At 61.8% G+C, this 20,347-nt stretch carries 20 protein-coding genes and 1 tRNA gene; 9 read left to right on the top strand and 12 right to left on the bottom strand.

The genetic code is table 11. From position 1 onward, the window contains the following. Position 1 precedes the first annotated feature (1 nt). The 3 genes from HY17_RS09670 to HY17_RS09660 all read right to left on the bottom strand — a co-directional run bounded on the left by HY17_RS09670 (position 2) and on the right by HY17_RS09660 (position 4,911). Complete coding sequence (locus HY17_RS09670; protein ID WP_034766199.1) at positions 2–1,156, bottom strand: DUF697 domain-containing protein; 1,155 nt, start codon at positions 1,154–1,156, stop codon at positions 2–4. 1,412 nt (positions 1,157–2,568) lie between these two features. Beyond that, entirely contained in the window at positions 2,569–4,341 is a 1,773-nt protein-coding gene (gene argS, locus HY17_RS09665) for an arginine--tRNA ligase (RefSeq protein ID WP_034766198.1), read from the bottom strand. A gap of 3 nt (positions 4,342–4,344) precedes the next feature. Next, positions 4,345–4,911, bottom strand: coding sequence for a hypothetical protein (locus HY17_RS09660; RefSeq protein ID WP_065382912.1), 567 nt, complete (start codon positions 4,909–4,911; stop codon positions 4,345–4,347). Between the two features lie 174 nt (positions 4,912–5,085). Here HY17_RS09660 and ispH point away from each other — a divergent pair, with 174 nt between their 5' ends. From ispH to HY17_RS09640, 4 genes are all read left to right on the top strand, one after another. Next, the gene (gene ispH, locus HY17_RS09655) at positions 5,086–6,033 is read left to right on the top strand and encodes a 4-hydroxy-3-methylbut-2-enyl diphosphate reductase (RefSeq protein WP_034766197.1); all 948 of its coding nucleotides are present in this window, start codon (positions 5,086–5,088) and stop codon (positions 6,031–6,033) included. 12 nt (positions 6,034–6,045) lie between these two features. Further along, on the top strand, positions 6,046–6,741 hold the full coding sequence (locus tag HY17_RS09650) for an alpha/beta fold hydrolase (RefSeq protein ID WP_034766195.1): 696 nt from the start codon (positions 6,046–6,048) through the stop codon (positions 6,739–6,741). Between the two features lie 151 nt (positions 6,742–6,892). Next, entirely contained in the window at positions 6,893–8,008 is a 1,116-nt protein-coding gene (locus tag HY17_RS09645; RefSeq protein WP_034766194.1) for a ferritin-like domain-containing protein, read from the top strand. 174 nt (positions 8,009–8,182) lie between these two features. Next, positions 8,183–8,893 (top strand): glutathione S-transferase family protein, encoded by a 711-nt coding sequence (locus tag HY17_RS09640; protein ID WP_034766192.1) that lies wholly within the window; start codon positions 8,183–8,185, stop codon positions 8,891–8,893. A 13-nt stretch (positions 8,894–8,906) separates the two neighbouring features. On the opposite strand, the gene HY17_RS09635 is transcribed toward HY17_RS09640, so the two are convergent. Both HY17_RS09635 and HY17_RS09630 read right to left on the bottom strand, forming a co-directional pair. After that, the gene (locus HY17_RS09635; protein ID WP_034766191.1) at positions 8,907–9,578 is read right to left on the bottom strand and encodes a cytochrome b/b6 domain-containing protein; all 672 of its coding nucleotides are present in this window, start codon (positions 9,576–9,578) and stop codon (positions 8,907–8,909) included. A gap of 6 nt (positions 9,579–9,584) precedes the next feature. Continuing rightward, positions 9,585–10,115: a cytochrome c gene (locus HY17_RS09630; RefSeq protein WP_051599899.1), complete on the bottom strand. Its 531-nt coding sequence runs from the start codon at positions 10,113–10,115 to the stop codon at positions 9,585–9,587. Between the two features lie 175 nt (positions 10,116–10,290). Here HY17_RS09630 and HY17_RS09625 point away from each other — a divergent pair, with 175 nt between their 5' ends. The 4 genes from HY17_RS09625 to HY17_RS09610 all read left to right on the top strand — a co-directional run bounded on the left by HY17_RS09625 (position 10,291) and on the right by HY17_RS09610 (position 12,496). Next, positions 10,291–11,295, top strand: coding sequence for a rhodanese-related sulfurtransferase (locus HY17_RS09625; protein ID WP_051599896.1), 1,005 nt, complete (start codon positions 10,291–10,293; stop codon positions 11,293–11,295). Beyond that, on the top strand, positions 11,288–11,689 hold the full coding sequence (locus HY17_RS09620; RefSeq protein WP_034766190.1) for a GFA family protein: 402 nt from the start codon (positions 11,288–11,290) through the stop codon (positions 11,687–11,689). Before HY17_RS09625 ends, HY17_RS09620 begins: the two co-directional genes overlap by 8 nt. Continuing rightward, positions 11,689–12,351, top strand: coding sequence for a glutathione S-transferase (locus tag HY17_RS09615; RefSeq protein ID WP_034766189.1), 663 nt, complete (start codon positions 11,689–11,691; stop codon positions 12,349–12,351). The genes HY17_RS09620 and HY17_RS09615 overlap by 1 nt, the downstream gene beginning before the upstream one ends. 68 nt (positions 12,352–12,419) lie before the next feature. After that, positions 12,420–12,496: transfer RNA gene (locus tag HY17_RS09610), tRNA-Pro, on the top strand. A gap of 113 nt (positions 12,497–12,609) precedes the next feature. Here the strand turns inward: HY17_RS09610 and HY17_RS09605 are convergent. The 6 genes from HY17_RS09605 to HY17_RS09580 all read right to left on the bottom strand — a co-directional run bounded on the left by HY17_RS09605 (position 12,610) and on the right by HY17_RS09580 (position 16,926). Next, complete coding sequence (locus HY17_RS09605; RefSeq protein ID WP_034766188.1) at positions 12,610–13,065, bottom strand: hypothetical protein; 456 nt, start codon at positions 13,063–13,065, stop codon at positions 12,610–12,612. Between the two features lie 156 nt (positions 13,066–13,221). Beyond that, positions 13,222–13,545, bottom strand: a complete 324-nt coding sequence (locus HY17_RS09600) for a hypothetical protein (RefSeq protein WP_034766187.1) — start codon at positions 13,543–13,545, stop codon at positions 13,222–13,224. Continuing rightward, the gene (locus HY17_RS19405; protein ID WP_051599894.1) at positions 13,545–14,606 is read right to left on the bottom strand and encodes a lysozyme; all 1,062 of its coding nucleotides are present in this window, start codon (positions 14,604–14,606) and stop codon (positions 13,545–13,547) included. Before HY17_RS19405 ends, HY17_RS09600 begins: the two co-directional genes overlap by 1 nt. 10 nt (positions 14,607–14,616) lie before the next feature. After that, complete coding sequence (locus HY17_RS09590) at positions 14,617–15,900, bottom strand: hypothetical protein (RefSeq protein WP_034766186.1); 1,284 nt, start codon at positions 15,898–15,900, stop codon at positions 14,617–14,619. Positions 15,901–15,913: 13 nt separating this feature from the next. Continuing rightward, a complete protein-coding gene (locus HY17_RS09585) occupies positions 15,914–16,312 on the bottom strand; it encodes a hypothetical protein (RefSeq protein ID WP_034766184.1) in 399 nt (132 codons plus the stop codon). A 20-nt stretch (positions 16,313–16,332) separates the two neighbouring features. Continuing rightward, entirely contained in the window at positions 16,333–16,926 is a 594-nt protein-coding gene (locus tag HY17_RS09580) for a hypothetical protein (RefSeq protein WP_155843586.1), read from the bottom strand. A 28-nt stretch (positions 16,927–16,954) separates the two neighbouring features. Here HY17_RS09580 and HY17_RS09575 point away from each other — a divergent pair, with 28 nt between their 5' ends. Then, entirely contained in the window at positions 16,955–17,728 is a 774-nt protein-coding gene (locus HY17_RS09575) for a bifunctional 2-polyprenyl-6-hydroxyphenol methylase/3-demethylubiquinol 3-O-methyltransferase UbiG (protein ID WP_034766182.1), read from the top strand. Here HY17_RS09575 and HY17_RS09570 read toward each other — a convergent pair. Next, entirely contained in the window at positions 17,725–20,337 is a 2,613-nt protein-coding gene (locus HY17_RS09570) for a hypothetical protein (protein ID WP_034766181.1), read from the bottom strand. The genes HY17_RS09575 and HY17_RS09570 overlap by 4 nt on opposite strands. Positions 20,338–20,347: the final 10 nt, after the last annotated feature.

Below are 20,347 nucleotides of genomic sequence, written 5' to 3'. Positions count from 1 at the left end.
ATCAGCTGCCCGGCCCTGTTCCGGCGGGCTTGTTGCCGCCGAACCAGCTCTGCACCAGGCCCCAGGCGCTGCGGGAGCCGGCGAGCGCCTTCTCCGTCGCCCGCGTCGCGGTGGAGGTGAGCCCGCCGACGCCTTTCAGCAGGTCGCCGATGACCGAGCCCGATTCTTCCTTCACATCCTTCAGCGCCTCGGCCGAAATCGCTTTTGCCTGCCCGGACGACCAGCCCTTGAAACTGCGGCAGCGGCGCTTGGCGAGATAGCCGAGCTTCAGCGTCATCATCGCGTTCACCCCGCCATCCATGACCGGCCCGGCGACGAGGCCGCCCATCCGGCCGAGCAGGCTGCCGATGACATCGCCGGTGAGATCCGTCACATCCTCCAGCGCGCGGGCGACGACGACGATGGCGGCAACATCGCGAAGGATGCGCAGACTGCCCCAGAGGTGCGGGCGGCCGAAATAGGTCCGGGCGACCTTGGCCACGAGATTCGCGTTCCGCCACAGCACAATGAAGGCATCCACCGTGCCATTCATAGAGACCGCCGTGGCGACGCCGACAGCAACCGCTTCGGCATGGATCAGCTGGTCGACTTTCTTGTCGAGCGGCTTCAGGACCGCCTCGATATGGTCGCGCTCGAAGTGTTCGAGGTCGGCGGAGATCATCAGCGCTTCTTCCGGCGTGGCGCGGCGCGCGCGCTCCAGCAGGGCCTGTCCGCGCAGGATGCTTTCTTCCAGTTCGCCGCGCTCCTCCTGAACCAGCGGGTTTTCAGACAGCATCAGCAGGTATTTCAGGTCATAGCGCAGCCGCGCAGCCAGCGCTTTCGGGGCGGGCGCTTTCGGGTCAATCGCAATGGCAGGCGGCTTCGCGGCGACCGGCATGGCGAGAAAGCCCATGATGGGCCGGCCGACCAGCACCACCAGCATCAGCGCCAGGATGACGATATAGGCATAGCCCAGCACCGGATGGACATCGTCGAACATGCGATAGAACAGGAAGCCCTGCCCGATCACGACGAGGAAGGCGATCACCAGAAAGGCGGTGGCCGACCATTTGAGGATTTTCCAGCCTTGCGCCCATTGGGACGCAAGCTCCCACTCCATGCCGTCCTTGGCGGGCTGGTCCGGGCCCGGTACCGCCTTGGCCTTTTTTTTGGCCATGTCGCGTATCCTCCCTGCTCTTGAGCTGAACTCCCCCTTATAGGTGGGATAGCCTTGGAGCAGACGCAACACCCCCGCCTTTGCACAAGCAGGACCGACGCCCGTGAAGGCGCTTGGTGGAAGGTCAGATTTTCGGAGGGCAGAAACGCGTCGGATTTCCGGCAGGGGGAGAAGAAAGCCTCGCTCCCTCTCGGCTTTCGACGACACGCAGACGCGCGTCGTCCGCCGGAGCAAGTGTTGAGATGAGGGGCTGCAGGTGGAGATATTCTGGCGCCGCCGCCCGGCCGTCGCAGGCCGCAGCGAGGCGGTCATTGGAATGCGCACGCGGCTTCAGCCACCCGCGTTCGCTTTTCTACCCCGGAATCCAGTCGATGCTGACCAGGTAGACGGAGATTGTCCGTCACGCTCCAACGATACTTCACACCCCGACCATAGGCCGCCCAGATCTGCGCGCGCAGCATCAGTATCTGGACCCAGATCAGGGGCCAGAGAAAGGCAAGCTGCGGCGGGCAGCCCGGAGGAAGGCGAAACAGCGACATGCCGGGCAATATACATCCGGATACAGAGGTGTCGGATAGTTTTGTTCTTGAGGCAGTGATTGCAGCAGGTTCAGTGCATCGGGCTGGTGGATAGCGCCCCACTTGCGTCATCCCCGACCGCGCAACGGTCTGGGGATCCAGCTCTGAACATGACCTCGGGAACGTCATGACTTGACGTGTTTGCCTGCGCGTTCGGAGATGGGCGTCCAGATGGCCGTTAGCCAGCGGGCGTGACGCGTGTGGGGAATGATCACACCAGCACCAAATCCGTCTACGCCATGACCAGGCATGATCATCCAAGACCATGACGGACTATACCGGACTTACCCGTATCACCCGCCGGCCACGCAAGTGTGAGCCCATGTGATTTTTCCGGATTTCCGGGACATGCCACATCGGGAGCCGACCTTCGGAGCCCTCCCATGACCCGCCTGCGCGCCCCTGCCCGCCATGCCTGCTGGACCACCGCCTTTCTCGCTGGCGGACCGTGGTTGTGGCTGGGCAGTTTCCTGCTGGAGCGGCAGCCGGACCAGAGCTTCGCCTTCGTGTTGGAGCGCGCAAAACTGCACGCCAATCTCTGGCTGCTGGCCGGCGGCGTGATCTGGTACGCGGCCTGGTCTTTCGGCACGCTGTTGCTGCCCCGGCATGCGGCGGACCACAGGCACCAGCGCAGATTGCACCGGATATTCGACGCCGTCATCGTGCTGCTGATCCCGGCCGTGGCGGCGCTCTACTGGATCAGCGGAGACCCGGACCCGCGCCACTTCCGCCGCATGATGCCGACGGACGCCGTGTTCCTGCCCGCGCTGATGCTAGCCGCACTGCAGGCCGTGGCCTTCATTCAGATCTGCTGTCTTGAGCGCGCGTGCGCCGTTACATCCGTTCCGGCACGCGAATGCCCAGAAGGTCCAGGCCCGTCTCCAGCTGTTTCAGCACCGCAGAGGCAAGACCGAGACGGCTGGCGCGCGTGGCATCATCCGACTCCGCCGCAATCGGCAGGGCCGCATAGAAACTGCTGAAGGCCTGCGCCAGATTGTAGAGATGCTCGCACAGGACATGCGGCATGCGCTTTTCGCGCGCCTGAAGGCAGGCGGTCGCGAAATGGTCGAGCTGCAGGACCAGCGCACGTTCGGCATCGTGGCCGATAACAATGTCGCCTGCCTTGTTGCCGTCGGCCTCGGCGCGGCGCAGCAATGATTTCACGCGCACGGCGGCGTATAGCAGATACGGCCCGGTCTTGCCCTCGAAGCTCGTGAACTTGTCGAGGTCGAAGACATAGTTCGTGGTCCGCGTATTCATCAGGTCCGAGAAGCGTAGCGCGGCGAGCGCAACGTTCGCGGCGACCTGATCGCGTTCCTCTGCGCCCATGTCTTCCGGCAGTTTGCCCGCCTCGACGATCTTCTTCTGCGCCTCTTCCAGCGCCATGGCGTTCAGGTCAGCCAGGCGCAGGACGCCGCCTTCGCGGGTCTTGAAGGGTTTGCCGTCCGGACCGTTGACCGTTCCGAAGCCAATATGTTCGAGGCGGCCTTCATCGATCAGGCCGACCATTTCGGCGGCGCGGAAGACCTGTTCGAAGTGCAGCGCCTGACGCTGGTCCACCACGTACAGCATGCGCTGGGGCACCGGCTTCAGGTTCTCCATCCGGTCCATGATCGTGGCGAGGTCGGTCGTGTGATAGCCGGTGCCGCCGCGGCTGTTGATCAGCATGACGGGCGGCATTTCTTTCTTGTCGCTGTCGCGCGCAATTCGCACGATCACGGCGCCGGCGTCTTCTTCGGCAATGCCAGCATTTCTGAACCGCTCGACCAGTTCCGGGATCAGGTCGTCGACATCGCTTTCTCCCTTCCAGAGGTCGAAATGGACGTTCAGGAATTCATAGTCGATCTTCAGCGCGGCGACCGAGACATCGATGAAATGCTTCAGCAGCGCGCGGTAGCCGGGGCGCCCGGCCTGCAGCTCGGCGACAGCCTTCTGGCTGCGCTCGAGGCGTGCCGGGTCGTCCTTCGCCTTGGCGCTGGCGGCGGGATACATGCGGGCGAGGTCGTCGATCGTGACCGGCGAATCCTCCGGGTACGGCCCTTCGAAAGAGGCATCGAAATAGATGAGGTCCGGCTGCTCGTCCTGAAGCTCGGTGACGAGGTGGCCCATCTGCAGGCCCCAGTCGCCGAGGTGGACGTCGCCCGTCACATCATCGCCGAGGAAGGTCAGCAGGCGGCGCAGCGTGTCGCCGATCACGGCCGAGCGGAGGTGGCCGACATGCATCGGCTTGGCAACGTTCGGGCCGCCGAAGTCGATGACAGTGACCTGCGGGTCCGGCGCGCCTTCGGCGCCAGACATCTTCTCGCCCCGCACAGCTTCGGCGCGGGCGGCCAGCGCCTCGTCCGACACGCGGATGTTGATGAAGCCCGGCCCGGCAACTTCCGCCGACAGGACCATCTCATGTTCCTTCAGCGCGGCGGCGACCTCGGCAGCCACGTCGCGCGGGATCTTGCCGGCCTTCTTGGCCGCGCCCATCGCACCATTGCACTGGAAGTCTGCCAGTTCTGGCTTGTCGGACCGGCGGACATCGCCCCAGCGGGCTTCGAGGCCCATGGCCTCAAAGGCGGCGCTGGCGGCCGCCGACAGGTCTTTCATCAGGCTGGCCATGGATCAGGACCCGGCGTCCATGCGGAAGCGTTTGCCCGCGCGGTTGAACTCCAGCTCCTGCTCGGTCAGGTCGAAGCCGACCACGATTTCGAAGTTGGAGCCGGCGATGGTCTCATCGGCGCGGGGAATGGTGATCCGGTCGATCCTGGCGGACGTGCCGTCGAGCTTGCTGCCGCCCTCGAACTTGGCGGTGACGGTGTAGTATTCCTTCGCCAGCACCTTGCCGTTGCGGCGCGTGACGGCCACCCAGTAGGCAAAATCGTGCGAATTCGCTTCGGCTGCGGCGCCCTTGCCGAAGGCGAAGTCCACTTCCAGCTCGGCGGTCAGCGGATTGTCGCCGGTATAGCGGCAGAAGCTGCGCACATCGGTGATTTCGCCGGTGTAGCGGATATCGGTGTAGAGCTCGTCCGAACCGTCGCGGAATTCCACAATCCGGGAGGCATCATAGATCGATCCGACCGGCGGACAGGCACCGGCGTTCTGGCGGGTGTCGAGCGACTCGGCCAGGTCCTTGGTGCTGGAGCAGCCGGCCACCAGTGCCAGGGCGAGGATCGGTAGGATGATGCGCATGCGTTTCGCTGTCCTTCTTGGCCAGAAACTCTGGGCTTATCTCTGGGCGTATCTCTTGGCTTGGCGGCCCGGCGGCCCCATCTGAACTTGCCCGGCCTGTGTTAAAGGGCTACGCGCCCCCGTGCAACGCCGCTAAGGCAGGTAGGTCGCCAAGGCAACCGGAGACGAGATGAAATGACGGAAAGGCGCCCGCTTACAATCCGCCTCGCCGCCCCGAGAGGCTTCTGCGCCGGGGTGGATCGTGCCATCCAGATCGTCGAGGAAGCGCTTGGGAAATGGGGCGCCCCGGTCTATGTGCGCCACGAGATCGTCCACAATGCCCATGTCGTCTCCCGTCTGGAGGAAATGGGCGCCATTTTCGTCGAAGAACTGGACGAATGCCCGGAAGACCGCCCGGTCATCTTTTCCGCCCATGGCGTGCCGAAATCGGTGCCGGCGGAGGCCCAGTCCCGCAACATGATCTATGTCGATGCGACCTGCCCGCTGGTCTCCAAGGTACACGTCGAAGCCGAACGCCATGACCGCGAGGGCCGCGAGATCGTGCTGATCGGCCATGCCGGACACCCGGAAGTCATCGGCACGATGGGCCAGCTGCCGCCCGGCCGCATCCATTTGATCGAGACGGTCGAGGATGCCGAGGCCTTCCAGCCGATGGACCCGGCAAACCTCGCCTTCGTCACCCAGACCACGCTCAGCGTGGACGACACAGCCGACATCGTGGCGACGCTTCAAAGGCGGTTCCCGGGCATCTCGACCCCGCACAAGGAAGACATCTGCTACGCCACCACCAACCGCCAGGAAGCGGTGAAAGTGATCGGCGAAGGCACGGGTCTCGTCCTCGTCATCGGCGCGGAAACCAGCTCCAACTCGAAACGCCTCGTCGAAGTCGCCCTGCGCGCAGGCGCCGCGCGGGCCGAACTGGTCGCCAGCGCCGACGATATCGACTGGGACTGGTTCGATGGCGTCACCATCCTCGGCCTCACCGCCGGAGCGAGCGCGCCGGAAGACCTGGTGCAGGGCGTGATCGCGTCCTGCCGGTCCCGGTTTGACGTAACCGTCCAGAACATCGAGACCGCCCGCGAAACGGTGACCTTCAAGCTGCCGCGCGTCCTGACCGTATAAGACCCGACCCGCATGGCCCTGCCGCAGCTGATCCTCATTCCCGGCCGGCTCAATGATGACGGCCTCTGGCGCCATCAGGTCGCAGCCCTCGCCGATGTCTGCCGCCCGGTCGTTGCAGATGTGACACGCGGACGCTCCTTCGCGGAGCTGGCCGCGTCTGTGCTGTCAATGGCGGAGGACACATTCGCGCTCGCCGGCTTCTCCTTTGGCGGCATCGTCGCCATGGACATGGTGCGCCAGGCGCCGGAGCGGATCAGCCGGCTCGCTTTGCTCGATACGACCATGATGCCCGACACGCCGGAGACGCTCGCCGCACGGCGCAAGACGGCCGATATGGCAGAACGCTCGACGCGCTTCCATGGCTTCAGCGACCAGTTGGCCGGGGCCTATCTCTCCCCGCAGAACCGGGAGAATGCAGCATTGGTGGCCGAGATCCGTGCGATGACCGAACGTCTCGGCGCCGATGTCTTCGCCCGCCAGACCCGCCTGCCGCGCCCCGACAACCGGGATGCGCTGGCAGCGCTGGACTGCCCTGTGCTTGTCGCCTGCGGAGAAGAGGATATGCTCACCACGCCGAAAAGCCACCGCGAGATGGCCGCCCTGACACCGGGGGCCGATCTCGTCATGATCCCGAATGCCGGCCACATGACCCCGCTGGAACAGCCGGAGGCCATGACGCAGGCCCTGCGGAACTGGCTGGAAGCATAGAAACGGCCCCGCCGAACCTGTCCAAAATTTAACCTAAAAAAATGACGCCTACGTCATTTTCCGTATTTTGCCCCTGTTTTTGAGGAGTTAGCGTTTCTCCAATCCGGCCAGTCCGCCCGTTCATGGCCGGCGATAAACTGGGAGAAATGCCATGAAAGTCCATCTCGTCGACGCCCCGCCCACCGATGTCCGCACCTTCGAGGATCCCGGTGAACTGGCAGACAAGCTGACGCCCGAAGACGTCGAAATCATCCGCGAAATCTTCAACACGCCGCTGACCGGCTCCTACAATTGGGACTATGAAAGCGCGAACGCGAAGATCCGCCGCCTTTATGAACTCGGAAAGCGTTTCAACTGGAACGCCGAGCTCGATGTCGACTGGGACGTGCCCTTCGACAAGAGCGAAGGCCCCTCGCAGGCCGGCCTCAATCCGCTGCACGATCATCCGATCTATCGCGCCATGAGCGACAAGGAAAAGAATGAATATGCCTGGCGCTCGCAGGCACAGGTGCTGTCGCAATTCCTGCACGGTGAGCAAGGCGCCATGATGGTCGCCTCCCAGCTCGTCTCCTGCGCGCCGACCTATGACGCGAAACTCTATGCCTCCTCGCAGACGTTCGACGAGGCGCGCCATGTGGAAGTGTTCAACAAATACCTGCGCACGCGCTGCGGGGTGGAATATCCGATCAATCCGAGCCTCAAGCTGCTGCTCGACAAGATCCTGACCGATCCGCGCTGGGACCTGAAATTCATCGGTATGCAGGTGCTGGTCGAAGGGCTCGCGCTGGCCGCATTCCAGACCATGGCGCAGACGACGCGCGATCCGCTGCTGCGCCAGATCGTGACATTGGTGATGCGTGACGAGGGCCGGCACGTCGCCTTCGGCGTCAACTATCTGGAAGACTGGATCAAGTCGCTGCCGGAAGAGGAAATCGAGGAACGCGCCCAGTTCGCCTATGAAGCCTGCGCCATCATGCGCGAACGGCTGTTCTCCACCGTGGTGGAGGAAGAGTTCGGCTTCGACCGCGAGGAAGCGCGCCGCGCCGCCATCGACTCAGCGGGCGGACAGGCCTTCCGCAATTTCCTCTTTGAGCGGATGATCCCGAACTTGAAACGGGTCGGCCTGCTGACCGAGAAAGTGAAGCCAAAGTTCGAGGCGCTCGGCGTGTTGCAGTATGAGAATGCGGCAACCGATGCGGAGATCGACTGGGCGGCGCTTGAGCGTCCGCTTGAAACCGGTCGGATCCAACCCGTCGCTGCCGAGTAGGATGGGGTTGCCTCGGAAGGCCGGGGACGCGCGCTGCCGCGTCCCCGGCTTTTTTCATCAGCCGGCATTGGAAGCTGTGCCGGACTGGCTGACGTACTGATCAACTTCCCGTTAGCGCGTATTGTGCCTGCCGGAGCCATTCCCACGTCGTCCCTCCAAGAGGAGGATGAGAGTATGGCGCCCCTGACCCTTATCAGCCACAAGCTTTGCCCCTATGTGCAACGCGCCGCTATTTCCCTTGCCGAAAAAGGCATCCCGTTCGAGCGTATCGATATCGACCTTTCCAACAAGCCGGACTGGTTTCTGGATATGTCGCCGCTGGGCAAGGTGCCGCTCCTGAAGGTCGGCACCGGCGACGACGAAGCGGTGATCTTCGAATCCGCCGTGATCCTCGAATATCTCGAAGAGACCCAGCCGAACCCGCTATATCCTTCCGAACCGCTGGAACGCGCACGCCAGCGCGGCTGGATGGAATTCGGCTCTGCCATTCTGTCCGGCATATCCCGTCTCTACAACGCGGAAGACGAAGCAGCCCTGGACAAGGAAGCGCACGCGCTGAGAACGAGCCTCGAACGCCTGGAAGCGGAACGCGCCAGCCGTCCGGATGGACCCTATTTCAACGGCGGGACGTTCGGGCTGGTCGACGCTGTCTATGGCCCGGTCTTCCGGTACTTCGACACATTCGAGGCGCAGGCAGGCCTGTCGCTGATGGACGGCCTTCCGGCGCTGGCCGAATGGCGCGCAGGCCTTGCTGCCCGCACTTCGGTGCGCGGCGCGGTGCGTGCGGATTATCCGGAGTTGCTGACGGAGTTTCTGCGGAACCGCAACTCCCACATCAGCCGGATGATCGAGCATGCAGCTGACGAGGCAATGGCAGGCAACTAGCGGGGGGGGTCGATCAGCCCGCGTTCGAAACGCCCCACATGGCGGCAAACGCTGCGGCGACCGCAATGGTGAGGCGCAGCCAGGAAAGCCTTGCATCGCTTAAGGAAGCATCGCCAAAGTCTTCACTGGCCCGGCGGCCGGTGACCATCGGGCGGACGAGATTGTCCTTGAAGAAGAACAGGTAAGTGACAATAGCCGCAACGTGCAGTCCGATCAGGGCCAGCAGGACGTTGAAGCTAATCTCGTGAATCTCCGCCGCCTGGCGCCCGGCCTCGAACGAGACGAGCGACGCCAGCGGGCCGGATTCCAGACCGTCCACATCCACCGCGAAGAGGCCCGTGCCCACCTGCACGAACAGCGCCGCCAGAATGGCAATGACGCTGAGCGTGCCCATGGGATTGTGCCCGAAGCTCGGCTTGTGGACGCCGCTGCGCAGATTCCGGATGTAGCCGAGGATGGCGGCCGGGCCGATGCGCCAGCTGCCGAACCGGGCCGTCTGCGGACCGATCAGCCCCCAGACGATCCGGAAGGCAAGCAGGCCGACAAGGATCATGCCCATCCGCCTGTGCCAGTCCATCACGCCATTCTCCGCCGTCCACCACATAGCAGCGACGAGAAGGACAACGGACCAGTGGAACAGGCGCAGGGCCCCGTCCCAGACGAGGATGCGCGTGCTGCCGGCCATGACGGATCAATCGTCCGCGCGGAAGGTTTCGTGGCAGGACTTGCAGGTGCCGCCGGTCGTGGCGAAGGCAGGGCCGATAACAGCCAGATCACCAGTCTCCGCGGCCGTTGCCAGAGCGCCTGCTGCCATCTGGAAGTTGGAGACTTTCTCGGTGAAGAGGTCCGGCTGTTCCCAGATGGCCGCCAGCGCATCGGTCTTCACGCCGGAGTCCGGACCGGTGCCGGCCGGGAACCAGTCTGCCATGCCTTCTGATTCCACCGGCACGCTGGCAGCAGCCGCCTGGATGGCGGCCATGTCCGGCTCACTGGCTTTCAGCTCGTCGCTGATCGTCTTGAACGCCTTGCCCATTTTCTTCAGCTGGCCCTGGCGCAGCTCGATCTGCTCCTTCGGCGTCATGCCGTTGTCGAGCACGACTTCTTCAGCCGCCGGCGCGGCGGTGTCTGCTGCTGGCGCGCTGCTGTCGCTGCCGCCGCAAGCGGCGAGCAGGGAAACGCCGGCAATCGCGGCGACGGCAAAGGTGGTTTGACGAATCTTCATTAAAGTCTCCATGGGCTTTACCTAGCGGACGGTAAGCGAAGCCCCGGTGCGGTGCAATCGAAACCGGACCTGCATGCGGCAAAGCGAACCGGATGCCTATGAACGGCGCACCGGCTTTTTGCCGCGTGCAGCCGAATGTTCAAATCTGCCGGACAATCTGTCATAAGCTCGGCCCATGACCACACGTATCGCCGCCTTCTACCTGTTCTTCCCGTTCCCCACATTCGAGGCCGCGCGCGAGCCGCTGCGAGCCACGCTGGAGGCGGCCGGTGTCAAAGGCACCGTGCTGCTGGCCGCCGAAGGCGTGAACGGCACCATCGCCGCCAGCCCAGAAGGCATCGATACGGCGCTCGCCGCACTGCGTGCCCTGCCAGGGGCCGAGGCGCTGGAGGCGAAATTCTCCGAAGCGGACGAGAACCCGTTCCTGCGCCTGAAAGTGCGCCTGAAGCAGGAAATCGTCACAATGGGCGTACCGGGCACGGACCCGAATGCCCTCGTCGGCACCTATGTCGCGCCGGACGCGTGGAATGCGCTGATCAGTGACCCGGAGACGGTGTTGATCGATACGCGCAACGACTATGAGTACGCCATCGGCACGTTCGAGGGCGCCATCGACCCGGAGACGAAGACCTTCCGTGAATTTCCGGAATGGTTCCGTGCCTTCCGCGAAAAACTCGAAGCCGAAGGCCGCAAGCCGAAGATCGCCATGTTCTGCACCGGCGGCATCCGCTGCGAGAAAGCGACAAGCTTCGTGAAGGCTGAAGGCATCGACGACGTCTACCATCTGCACGGCGGCATCCTGAAATACCTGGAAGAGGTTCCTGAAGAAGAAAGCCTGTGGCGCGGCGAATGTTTCGTGTTCGACGAGCGCGTCTCGGTGAAGCACGATCTGACGCCCGGCGACTATGACATGTGCCACGCCTGCAAGCGGCCGATCACCGAGGACGACAAGAAGGGCAATGCCTATGTGCCCGGCGTGTCCTGCCCGCACTGTATCGACGAAATGACGCTGGACCAGAAGCGCCGCTTCGCCGAGCGCCAGAAGCAGATCAACCTCGCGCGCGAACGCGGCGAGGCGCATATGGGCCCCGACGCTGCCGCCGTCGCCGCCCGCCGCCGCGAAGAAGCTCTGGAGGCAAAAGAGGCAGAGGCTGAGGCTGCCGGAACCGAAGATGCTTGAGGGCAGCTGTCTCTGCGGCGCGGTGCGCTACGAAGTGATCGCCGATCCTGGCCCGATCATCCACTGCCATTGCCACACCTGCCGCAAGGCGCACGGCGCGGCGTTTTCCTCCGTCATGCCGGTCGCGCGTGACGCGTTCCGCTGGACGGCAGGCGAAGAGGCGCTGAACCGGTTTGAATCGAGCACGGGCAAATTCCGCCACTTCTGCACCAAATGCGGATCTCAGATCATGGCGGAGCGGGTGAACCAGCCTGTCGTGCTGTTGCGGCTCGGCTGCCTCGACACAGAGATCGAAGGCAATCCGCTAGGCCATATCTGGCGGTCTGATTGCGCCAGCTGGTACGACCCGAAAGATGCTCTTCCGGAATACCCGGAAGGCTTTCCCGCGAAGTGATGCCGGACCCAGCCGCACCGATCCTATACACGTTCCGCCGCTGTCCTTATGCCATGCGCGCGCGGCTAGCCCTGTCGGTGGCGCAGCTGGACATTCGCGTGCGGGAGGTGGTGCTGCGCGACAAGCCGGCGGCGATGCTGAAGGCGAGCCCCAAAGGCACTGTGCCCGTGCTGGTGCTGCCAAACGGCGAGGTGGTCGACGAAAGCCTCGACGTGATGCGCTGGGCGCTGGCTGAGGCGGATCCCAAAGGCTGGCTCAGCGCCGATGCGGCGGAGACCGACGCGCTGATCGCCCAGAATGACGGGCCGTTCAAACGCGCGCTCGACCGTTACAAATACCCGAACCGGTATGAGGATGAGGGCGCAGACCCGGTGGAGAACCGCGACGCGGGGCTGGCCATCCTCGAGAGCCTGTCGGGGCGGATCGCGGACCATGGCGGGCAGCTCTTCGGCCCGGCGTCGACGCTGGCTGACATGGCCATCTTCCCCTTCGTGCGCCAGTTCGCCCACATCGACCTGGACTGGTGGGAGACCGCCGCGCCCGGCCCGGTCAAAACCTGGCTGGCCGGGCACAAGGACAGTGCCCGCTTCCGCGCCATCATGGCGAAATATCCGCAATGGGCGCCCGGCGCGGCCGAGCCCGCGCTTCCTGTTGCCGGATAAGCTGCACCCGCCCGCTTTTGCCCCCTTGCAAAATCCGCCGCGGGGCGTAAACAGCCCGTTCTTCGGCGCGGAGTGTAGCTCAGCCTGGTAGAGCACTGTCTTCGGGAGGCAGGGGCCGGAGGTTCGAATCCTCTCACTCCGACCAGTTTCCATTACATTTTTTGAAGCACGCCATTCGGGGCTGGTGCGCATAATGCGCGTATCGGGCCGATTTTCACAGGTCCGGCACACCGGTCCCCGCGTTCACGGATACTGGTCTCAATCCGGACCACCCATCTCAGCAACCGCCGACTGAATAACCTTATCCCGCTGCCATGCCTTGATGTCCCCAATCTCCGCCTTGATCAGCGCAATGGTTTCCTCTGAAGGCGCGTAAGTCTCGTAAGGAATGGTCATGGTGACTTCGTTTGTGATTGGCCCGCATTGGGCTCTGACTTGTGCATTCATTGATAGGGCCGCGGTGCTGGACCAGTATGGCACGTCCCCGCACTTGCGAATGTCGGTGCAGAGAAAGCGATCAGGGACAATGCCAGCGGTAGCGCAGAAGGCTTCCAGTTCGTTTCGGTCCTTGTGGATGGTGATGTATCCTGCCAGCAGGGCAATCGTCAGCCACGGGAACAGGACCATGATAAGGTGTGCGGCACTGGCGGTCCAGTGGTGATGTCTTTTTACTGACGGATCACCGGCATACCGGGCTGATGGGCGCTTGGTCATCACTCGCACCCCATAGCTTTCCATGCACGATAGTCCGCCAGAATCTTCTTCTGCACGTCTAACGGAAGCCCCCGGAACTCGTCATCAGACACGTCATCAATGCTGTCAGGACGGGTTGCCTCGCACATGCTCTGTGCGGTCTTTTCAGAGGCCAGATCAGCCGTTTCGCTTACGACCGAAGAGGAACTCGTATTCGTCGTCTGACATGCTGTCGAGAACGTCAGTATCAGGCACAGAAGCGCGGGCCTGCTTAGCTTTCTCAATGCGTTCATCTGCTTCCTCCTCAATTTCCCTGATGGCTTTGGTCTGGGCTTTGCGGGCTGCTTTCTCCGCCTTTGCGCGGGCTTCCCTGCGAATGCGCGGATCGTGGAACGCTGCCAGCCAGAACATGAATGCCAGCACCACGCCGATTGCAGCGGCGATGCCTTGGGCAACCGGGTTCTTGGCCAGCCAGTTCCAGGCTGTGACGTAGAAGGGCATCAGATCTTCGGCGCGTCGGCTTCCTGACGGCCTTCCCATGCCAGCACGGCCCCGCGCCACCAGCGCCATGCACCGACTGCCAGCAGGATACCGCCAAACACCAGACCGGCAGTCAGGATGACTTTCAGGTCATAGGACTTGAAGAACCCGGCCATCTCCTTGGCAACAGGCATGGCGCCCGTGACAACTGTTGCCGTGCCGCCGATGATGACGGCCTCTTGCCCGCTTTCCTTCTTGGAGAGGCCCTTGAAGGTCTTGCTGTCCTCCATGGGCTTGGGCGGGGCTTCGGCCTTCACGTTCGGCGCGTCGATCACGGCCTTCGCGCGAACGGCCTTGCTGGGCAGCTTTGCTTTCTGGTCACCGTTCAGCCACGCCACTTTCTCGCTGTCGGTGTAGTCATCCCAATTGTCTGGAACCTGCACACTGCGGGCTTTCTTCTGCGCTTCGTTCATGGCGGGCTCCGGCTTGGGGCTTGGCAGTTCAGGGGCTGGCAGGGCTTTCGGCTTCTCTGGCGGCTTCATGGCCTCCACAACGTCGATGATGTTGGAATCGGCCGGCACATTGTCCCCTGCCCGCCAGTCGAGGCCCATGAACATCAGGACTTCGGCCACGCGGCGCGGCCAGAACAGCGGCTTGCCCATCCACATGATGGTGCCGGTCACCCATTCCAGAATGATATTGCGCCAGTCGTCGCCGCGGTTGATGCGGTTGATCAGGCGCCAGCCGGAAACTTCGGGCTCGCCGTACTGGTAAAGCAGGCTTCCGAGGGCGTCATACTGGTGCGGCTCCAGCGGGACGTGAATGAGGTTCTCAAGCGCGGGCTCAATGACCGTCTGGATATAGTGCTGGAGGTAATCGAGGGCTTCCTGTTTGGAAACAGAATCGTTCCAGCGCACAGGCTGGCCATCGGGGTAATGCGTCGTCCCGACTCCGATTGTCAGCGTGCCCTTGATCTCCGTGTCTTCCGTAAGGGTGACATTCGGCTGCGCGTCGTCATAGGCGTGCTTCCGGAAGCCTTCACGGACTAGCAGGAAACTCGCAAGGTTCGATGTTGTAAGCATGGTTCAGCCCCTACTCGGCAGCGACGGGCGGCGCCTCGTCTTCGTCCTCATTGTCCGGTTCAATTTCAGGATCATCCTGACGTGCGACCGGGTATTCCTTCGGAGGCGGGGGCGCGTACTCACCTTCCCGCATGATGAAGTCGAACTCGTCCTGGCTCATTTGCCCGCGCTTCAGGCGAACGCTCAGCTTGCCGCGCAGTTCATGGACAGAGGCAAGGCCGGGAAAATACGTGTTCCACATGCCCTCTGCGGTCGGGTTCTTCATCTTGGTACGCAAGGCCTTGCGGATACGCTCGGACCAGTAGCCATCGTCACGGACGGGGATGTTCTCTTCCGGTTTGGCCTCTTCCTTCGCCTTGCGGGTTTCCCAGCCTTTCTTGGCGGCTTCGGAGCGCTTGGCGTCGATTTGCTCCTGACGGTCATGCAGGTGCATCACATAGATGCGCTCCGGCAGGAAAATAACGAGGCTTTCCCCGAGCAGCACCCAGAATATGATGAACCCGATGGCGCACAGGTAGATGGCCCAATCCGATGGTTCCTTGGACCATGTGACAAGCTGGGCAATACCGATGAACAGGGGCGCCCATGGCTTGGCCGTTGCTGCCGTTTCCACGGCCTCCTGACGGTCCGTGACGCTTGCCGTCATCAGGTTGATGATCTGGGCGTCAATGTCCTGCTTGGCCAGCCGTGCCTCGTCCTGCAGCGCATTGCGGCGAACACGGGCGTCGTCTGCCAGATAGTCGTTGTTCTTGCCGTCCGTGATGTATTGCGTGATTTCGGCATCCAGTGTGGCCACCGCGCGTTCAAGGTCGCCGTCAATGGTTACCTTGCGCTCTTTCAGGGCGTTGATCACTTCGTCATTGGACTCGGATTTGACGGCCACGATTTCACGGGCGGCCATCGCCTGGTCACGCCTGTCGCTCAGGGCCTCGAAGCCAAACCCAAAGGCGTGCATGCAGACAATGATCGACGCAAACACGCCCAGAAAATAGAACGTCGCCCTACCCTTGATGCCCTTGTAGGCGCACCGGGCAGCGGCCATCAGGAAGGATGCAGCGAACAGGCGGTACATCCAGCCCATTGCCTGGAAGCTGAGCGGCGCAATTGCCGCCCCTTCTGCAAGGTGCCGGCTGAACTTGCCGTCAATGTAGAGCAGGACAACAAACGCCCCGAACACCACCGTCCAGAGGATGACGTACAGCCAGAAGCTGGCAAAGAACGCCGCGAACTGGTGACGCATCCATGATGCACATGCGGTCGTGCCGCCCCATAGCGACGTGAAGAACTCTTTCATCTGTCAGCCCCTGTCAGGTAAGTACGCGAAAAGCTGCCGCAGCGAGGTCAGGACGTAGCGCCACGATCAGCAGTGCAATGCCGATGGCCCATGCCCAATTGGCCACAACCCATGTGCGGATCGGGGAAAGCGCTTGCGGTGGTGGCGGAGGCGGCGCGCGTTCTGCTTCCCGCTTTTCATCGATCTCGTCACGGTCGCTGTGGATCTTCTTTTCCCACGCCCGCAACTGGTCTGCCATTTCATGGCCGAACAGCTTGAACTGGTGTTTCTGGTCATCCGAGGCTTGCGAGATATACCGCTTCAGCATGTCTTCCATGCGGCCAAGCAGCTTGTCCTCACGCTCTACCAGCTGGTCCTTGGATACTGCCGTGCGTTCCAACAGGGTAAGCCTCGTGTGCAGGTCGTCGTCCATGCCCCCGCCCTTTCTGTCAGTTAGATAGTCTCGGCACTCCGGCCCTTGTTCCAGCGGATCGCGCTGTCATAGCGATCTGCCTTGCGCAGCCATTCCGTGGTGGACTTGCCTTCAAAGATGCCGTCACGGGTGCGGGCCAGCTCTGCGCGCTGCATAGCTTCGCGGTAGCCGGTTACGAGCCGTTCATTGGTCCGCTCGTAGTTCTCGTTCAGGCGGATCAGGTCAGCGATTTCCGGCGGGGGAATGTCAGTCCCTGCCTTCTTCGCTTCCAGCTTGGCATTCGCTTCATCTAGCTTGCGCAGCGCCTCTGCGAGACGTTCCTGTGTCTCTGGGTTTTCGATGACCTTTTCCACGACTTCAGGTGTAGGCGGTGCAGGCGGTAACTCTACTTCCTGCACCGCCCCGCGCTTCGCCTCGCCGCTGACAGTTACCGGCTCCGGGTGCGCGATGCGTTCACCGCGCTCAAGGCGGTATTTCGAGAGCAATTCACGGGCGAGCCCAACACCGTCAGAACGTGCTCCGGAATGGTTGCCAACGCGGATCGCCCAAAGGTGGCCGACCGGGTTGGCGTCATGATCGGTTCCAGCTAGGATGGATTCAATCTTCTGCTGCATTTCAAACTCCTCCTGAAAGGAAAAACCCATGGCTGACAGCATGGAAAAAATTGCGGACGTTGCGTTCTCGACTTCAGATCTGCGGGCTGTTGAGCAGGCGAAATCCATGGGGCCGTGGCAGCAGCGCTGCATGCTTGGCGAAGGGGCTTTCACTCCTGGCATCTGGGCGAGCTGGGATATTGCAAAGGTTCTGGATGCGGGCTTTCCGGCAGGGTTCTGGGAAGGCAAGCGCGTCCTTGATATTGGTGCCAATTGCGGCGGGCTTTCGGTTGAACTCGTCCGGCGCGGGGCAACGGTCCATGCGGCGGAACCCTATGAGCCCTACCGGCAGAAAATCGAATGGCTACGCGGTACGCTCGGAATTCCCGAAGAACGGCTTTCCATCTCCGGTGATGCGCTTTTTGACATCCGCCCTGAAGAGACCAGCCATATGGATGTCGTCCTCTTCCTCGGCCTCGCTTACCATTTCCGTTACCCGCAACTCGTCCTCGATTATGTCGGCCAGTTCGATGCGGATCACTTTGTCGTTTCAACTCAATGCATCGAAGGCGAGTCAGACTTCCTCCAGAACCGGTCGGACATCACCCCTCAATACCTTGGTGACCAGCCCCTGCTTGGCTGGCATGCGACCCGGCCGCTGTTCCTGAAGATGCTGGAATGGGCCGGCATGTCTGACCCCCGCCTGATCGAACATCCCCATGTGAACCGTGGCGGAGCGAAGACAACCACAAACAATGCCTACTTCATCGCGGATCGTGGCAAGCCGGTTGACCATCTTGTCGAGATGACGCGGTTCATCTAGCCACAGTGCAGCGTGCACGGCACCAGGTAACTCCCATCCGGGTAAGTCTCGATCACTTCCGCTGATGTGACTTTTGCCACGGTAGAGGCCCGGAAGACGTCATCTGCCTGCACTTTGCCGCAACCGTCTCCATTGCTTTCAATGAGGTCGCCGCGCTGGACGGTCTCACCAGCTGCAATCCTGATGTTTCCGGCGCCAAGCGCTCCGACAAACATATCCGGCTCGCCGTCTGAATTACTAAGCCCCTGGAACACACCATAGACCGCCGTATCCCCGGCTGACTGGCTCACCTCCACCATTGGCAATCGGTCATTGCCGTCTTCTGCGATCGTGTGAACCCTGCCCTGTTCATCTGTATAGGTGTCGCCATCCAGCAAGTCGCCCGTGTACCAGACGCTGCGATCTTCATAGCGGGCCGGGCTCGCTTCCTCTTGGGTGCCATCCGTGAAGACGTTCACAACCGCTTCTTCCACGCATTCCATCCATGTGTCCCATTTCCATGAGCAAAGGGCGTCAACAGATGACAGGATCGTGCCTGGCAGGAGATCGGGATAGGACTGGTCCTCAAACTGCGACCAGTGCGACCCGTTGAATGACCCGTAGGTGACCGTTGTTCCTGAAACACTGATTGTGCCTTCGGTCGTTCCGTCTTGTCGGAGGAAAATCAGGTCGCCATCATTGGTCGTCCGGTTGATGACAGCAACAACATTTGAGTCCCGCGTAACATTCAGGACGCCGCCAGAAACGGTCATGTCGCTGGTCTGGGTCAGTGTCCCGGTACGGGTCGTATTGCCGGTCAGTGTCTGCGTTCCGGTCTGGGTCAGGTTCACGTTCCAGAGGAGCGCGCCCTGCTTGCGCCGGACCATGACGGAGGTAGGAGCTGCATTGGTGAATGCACCCGTCAGGACGTCCACCTCGACATCTACATTGTTTGGGGAGTTTTGCGTGCTGACAAAATTTGTGCAGGTGCCGGAGCTGGTCACATATCCGCCCCAGACCCTGACCCCGTAAGTGGTTCGCGGCGTACCCGTGCAATGCGTGCCGTCCACCATGACCGGCTCAAGCGAGGAAGAGATATCAAGGTATCTGTTGTTCAGGAGTTCAATACCTAACCCTGCGGTGTAGACGCCGCCGCGCGTATTGTTTCCGTTAAATGCCGAGTACTCAATCCGGCTGTTATCCGCAATGAAATAGGTATCATATGTTTCGTGAAGGACGGCAGCATCCTGCCCATTGGTGTAAGAGTCAAAATTGATGATTGTCATGCGGATCGTAGAAGGACCGCTATCATCATCAGGGTGCCCGCAACACAGGCCGTGGCCGTCATTTTGATAGGCCTCACACCCGTAGACATCGATAATGCCTGTGCTTTCAACATTCGTGCGGCCTGTGTAGGTGCCTTTGTCAAAAACCCAGCCATGTTCCCCGGAATACCGGGAACCAGACCGTTCGATCACCGACACATATGTCTTGCCACAAATGACCCAGTTGGAATTAGGCTGTTTCTCAATCCAGACATCTTCGACGTGGAAATTGCCCACCTCATCGGAGGACGCACTATCGTCAGGCTCAATCCAGATACCAAAGTTCTGGTCGTTGCGCGTCAGGGACAGCCCCGAATAATTTGAAGCCGTAACCTTTGTCGCCGCGTACCTGGTTGCGTCAGACGACACCATGAAGCCATTCAGGTGGAACCTGTCCACTTTGATGCGAAACACAGGCGCCGTTGTGCCTGTGCCCTCGAATATCGTCAGGGCCGATGTGGCTATGTCGCCATCGGAAATCAGGCCATCCCCTGTCAACCGGAACCCAATGACGTCCAGCGTCACTTCGCTTGCAATCTGGTATGTGCCAGCCGGGAAATACAACTCCCCGCCATCGACGCTGAAGGCATCGATAAAGGCGACCATGTTGTTCATGACAGTTGCGTTGTCTGTTGCGCCGTCTCCAACCGCACCAAACCAGAGGCCATTGAATCGCCGTGATCCATCCGTCTGCCGCACCCAACACCCACTGGAGCCGTCTGTGTCACTGTCCGGCGGTACATAAATGCCGCTGGAGGCATCATTAGTCACGTTGGTGGACTGGTCACCCGTTGCCCAGCGGAAATGCCCATTACCACCGTCTCCCGCCGTAGTGCGACCGAGCACAGCAACCTCGTCACCTGACTGCTGGCCTGTGATTGCCTTGAGTGCGGAATAAGTGGCCACCGTACGCTTGACAGTGCGGAACGTATCCGTGCCGGTCCATTCAACACTGTCGCCATCTGTGCCAACAAGCGCGGCAATGCCCGTCAGGGTCGCGTCCACCGGCTGGGAAGCAGACGCATTGGATGGAATTGTCGTGCGCGGCCAGAGCGTCTCGGCATCGTCTGCAGACTTGATGATGTAGTCATAGGCCTGAGAGCTATCGAGGTAGACATTCGTGGCTGGCCAGCCCGCAGAGTTCAGCAGGACGGGGTTTGTCGTCGGAACACTCAGCGCCGTGTCGGAATACGGTGTGCGCAGCGTCGAGGTGCCAGGCGCATAGAAATAGATCTTCCCACCCGAAAGCGGGCTTCCATTGTCGTATACCTGTGGGACGTCCCCGAAAGGAATTGCCGTGGCCATTTGGTCACCC

Origin of the sequence: Hyphomonas sp. CY54-11-8, from assembly GCF_000682735.1 — a bacterium.
GTDB lineage: Bacteria > Pseudomonadota > Alphaproteobacteria > Caulobacterales > Hyphomonadaceae > Hyphomonas.
Note: the sequence above shows the minus strand (reverse complement) of the source record. Positions and strands in the feature narration are given on the sequence as shown.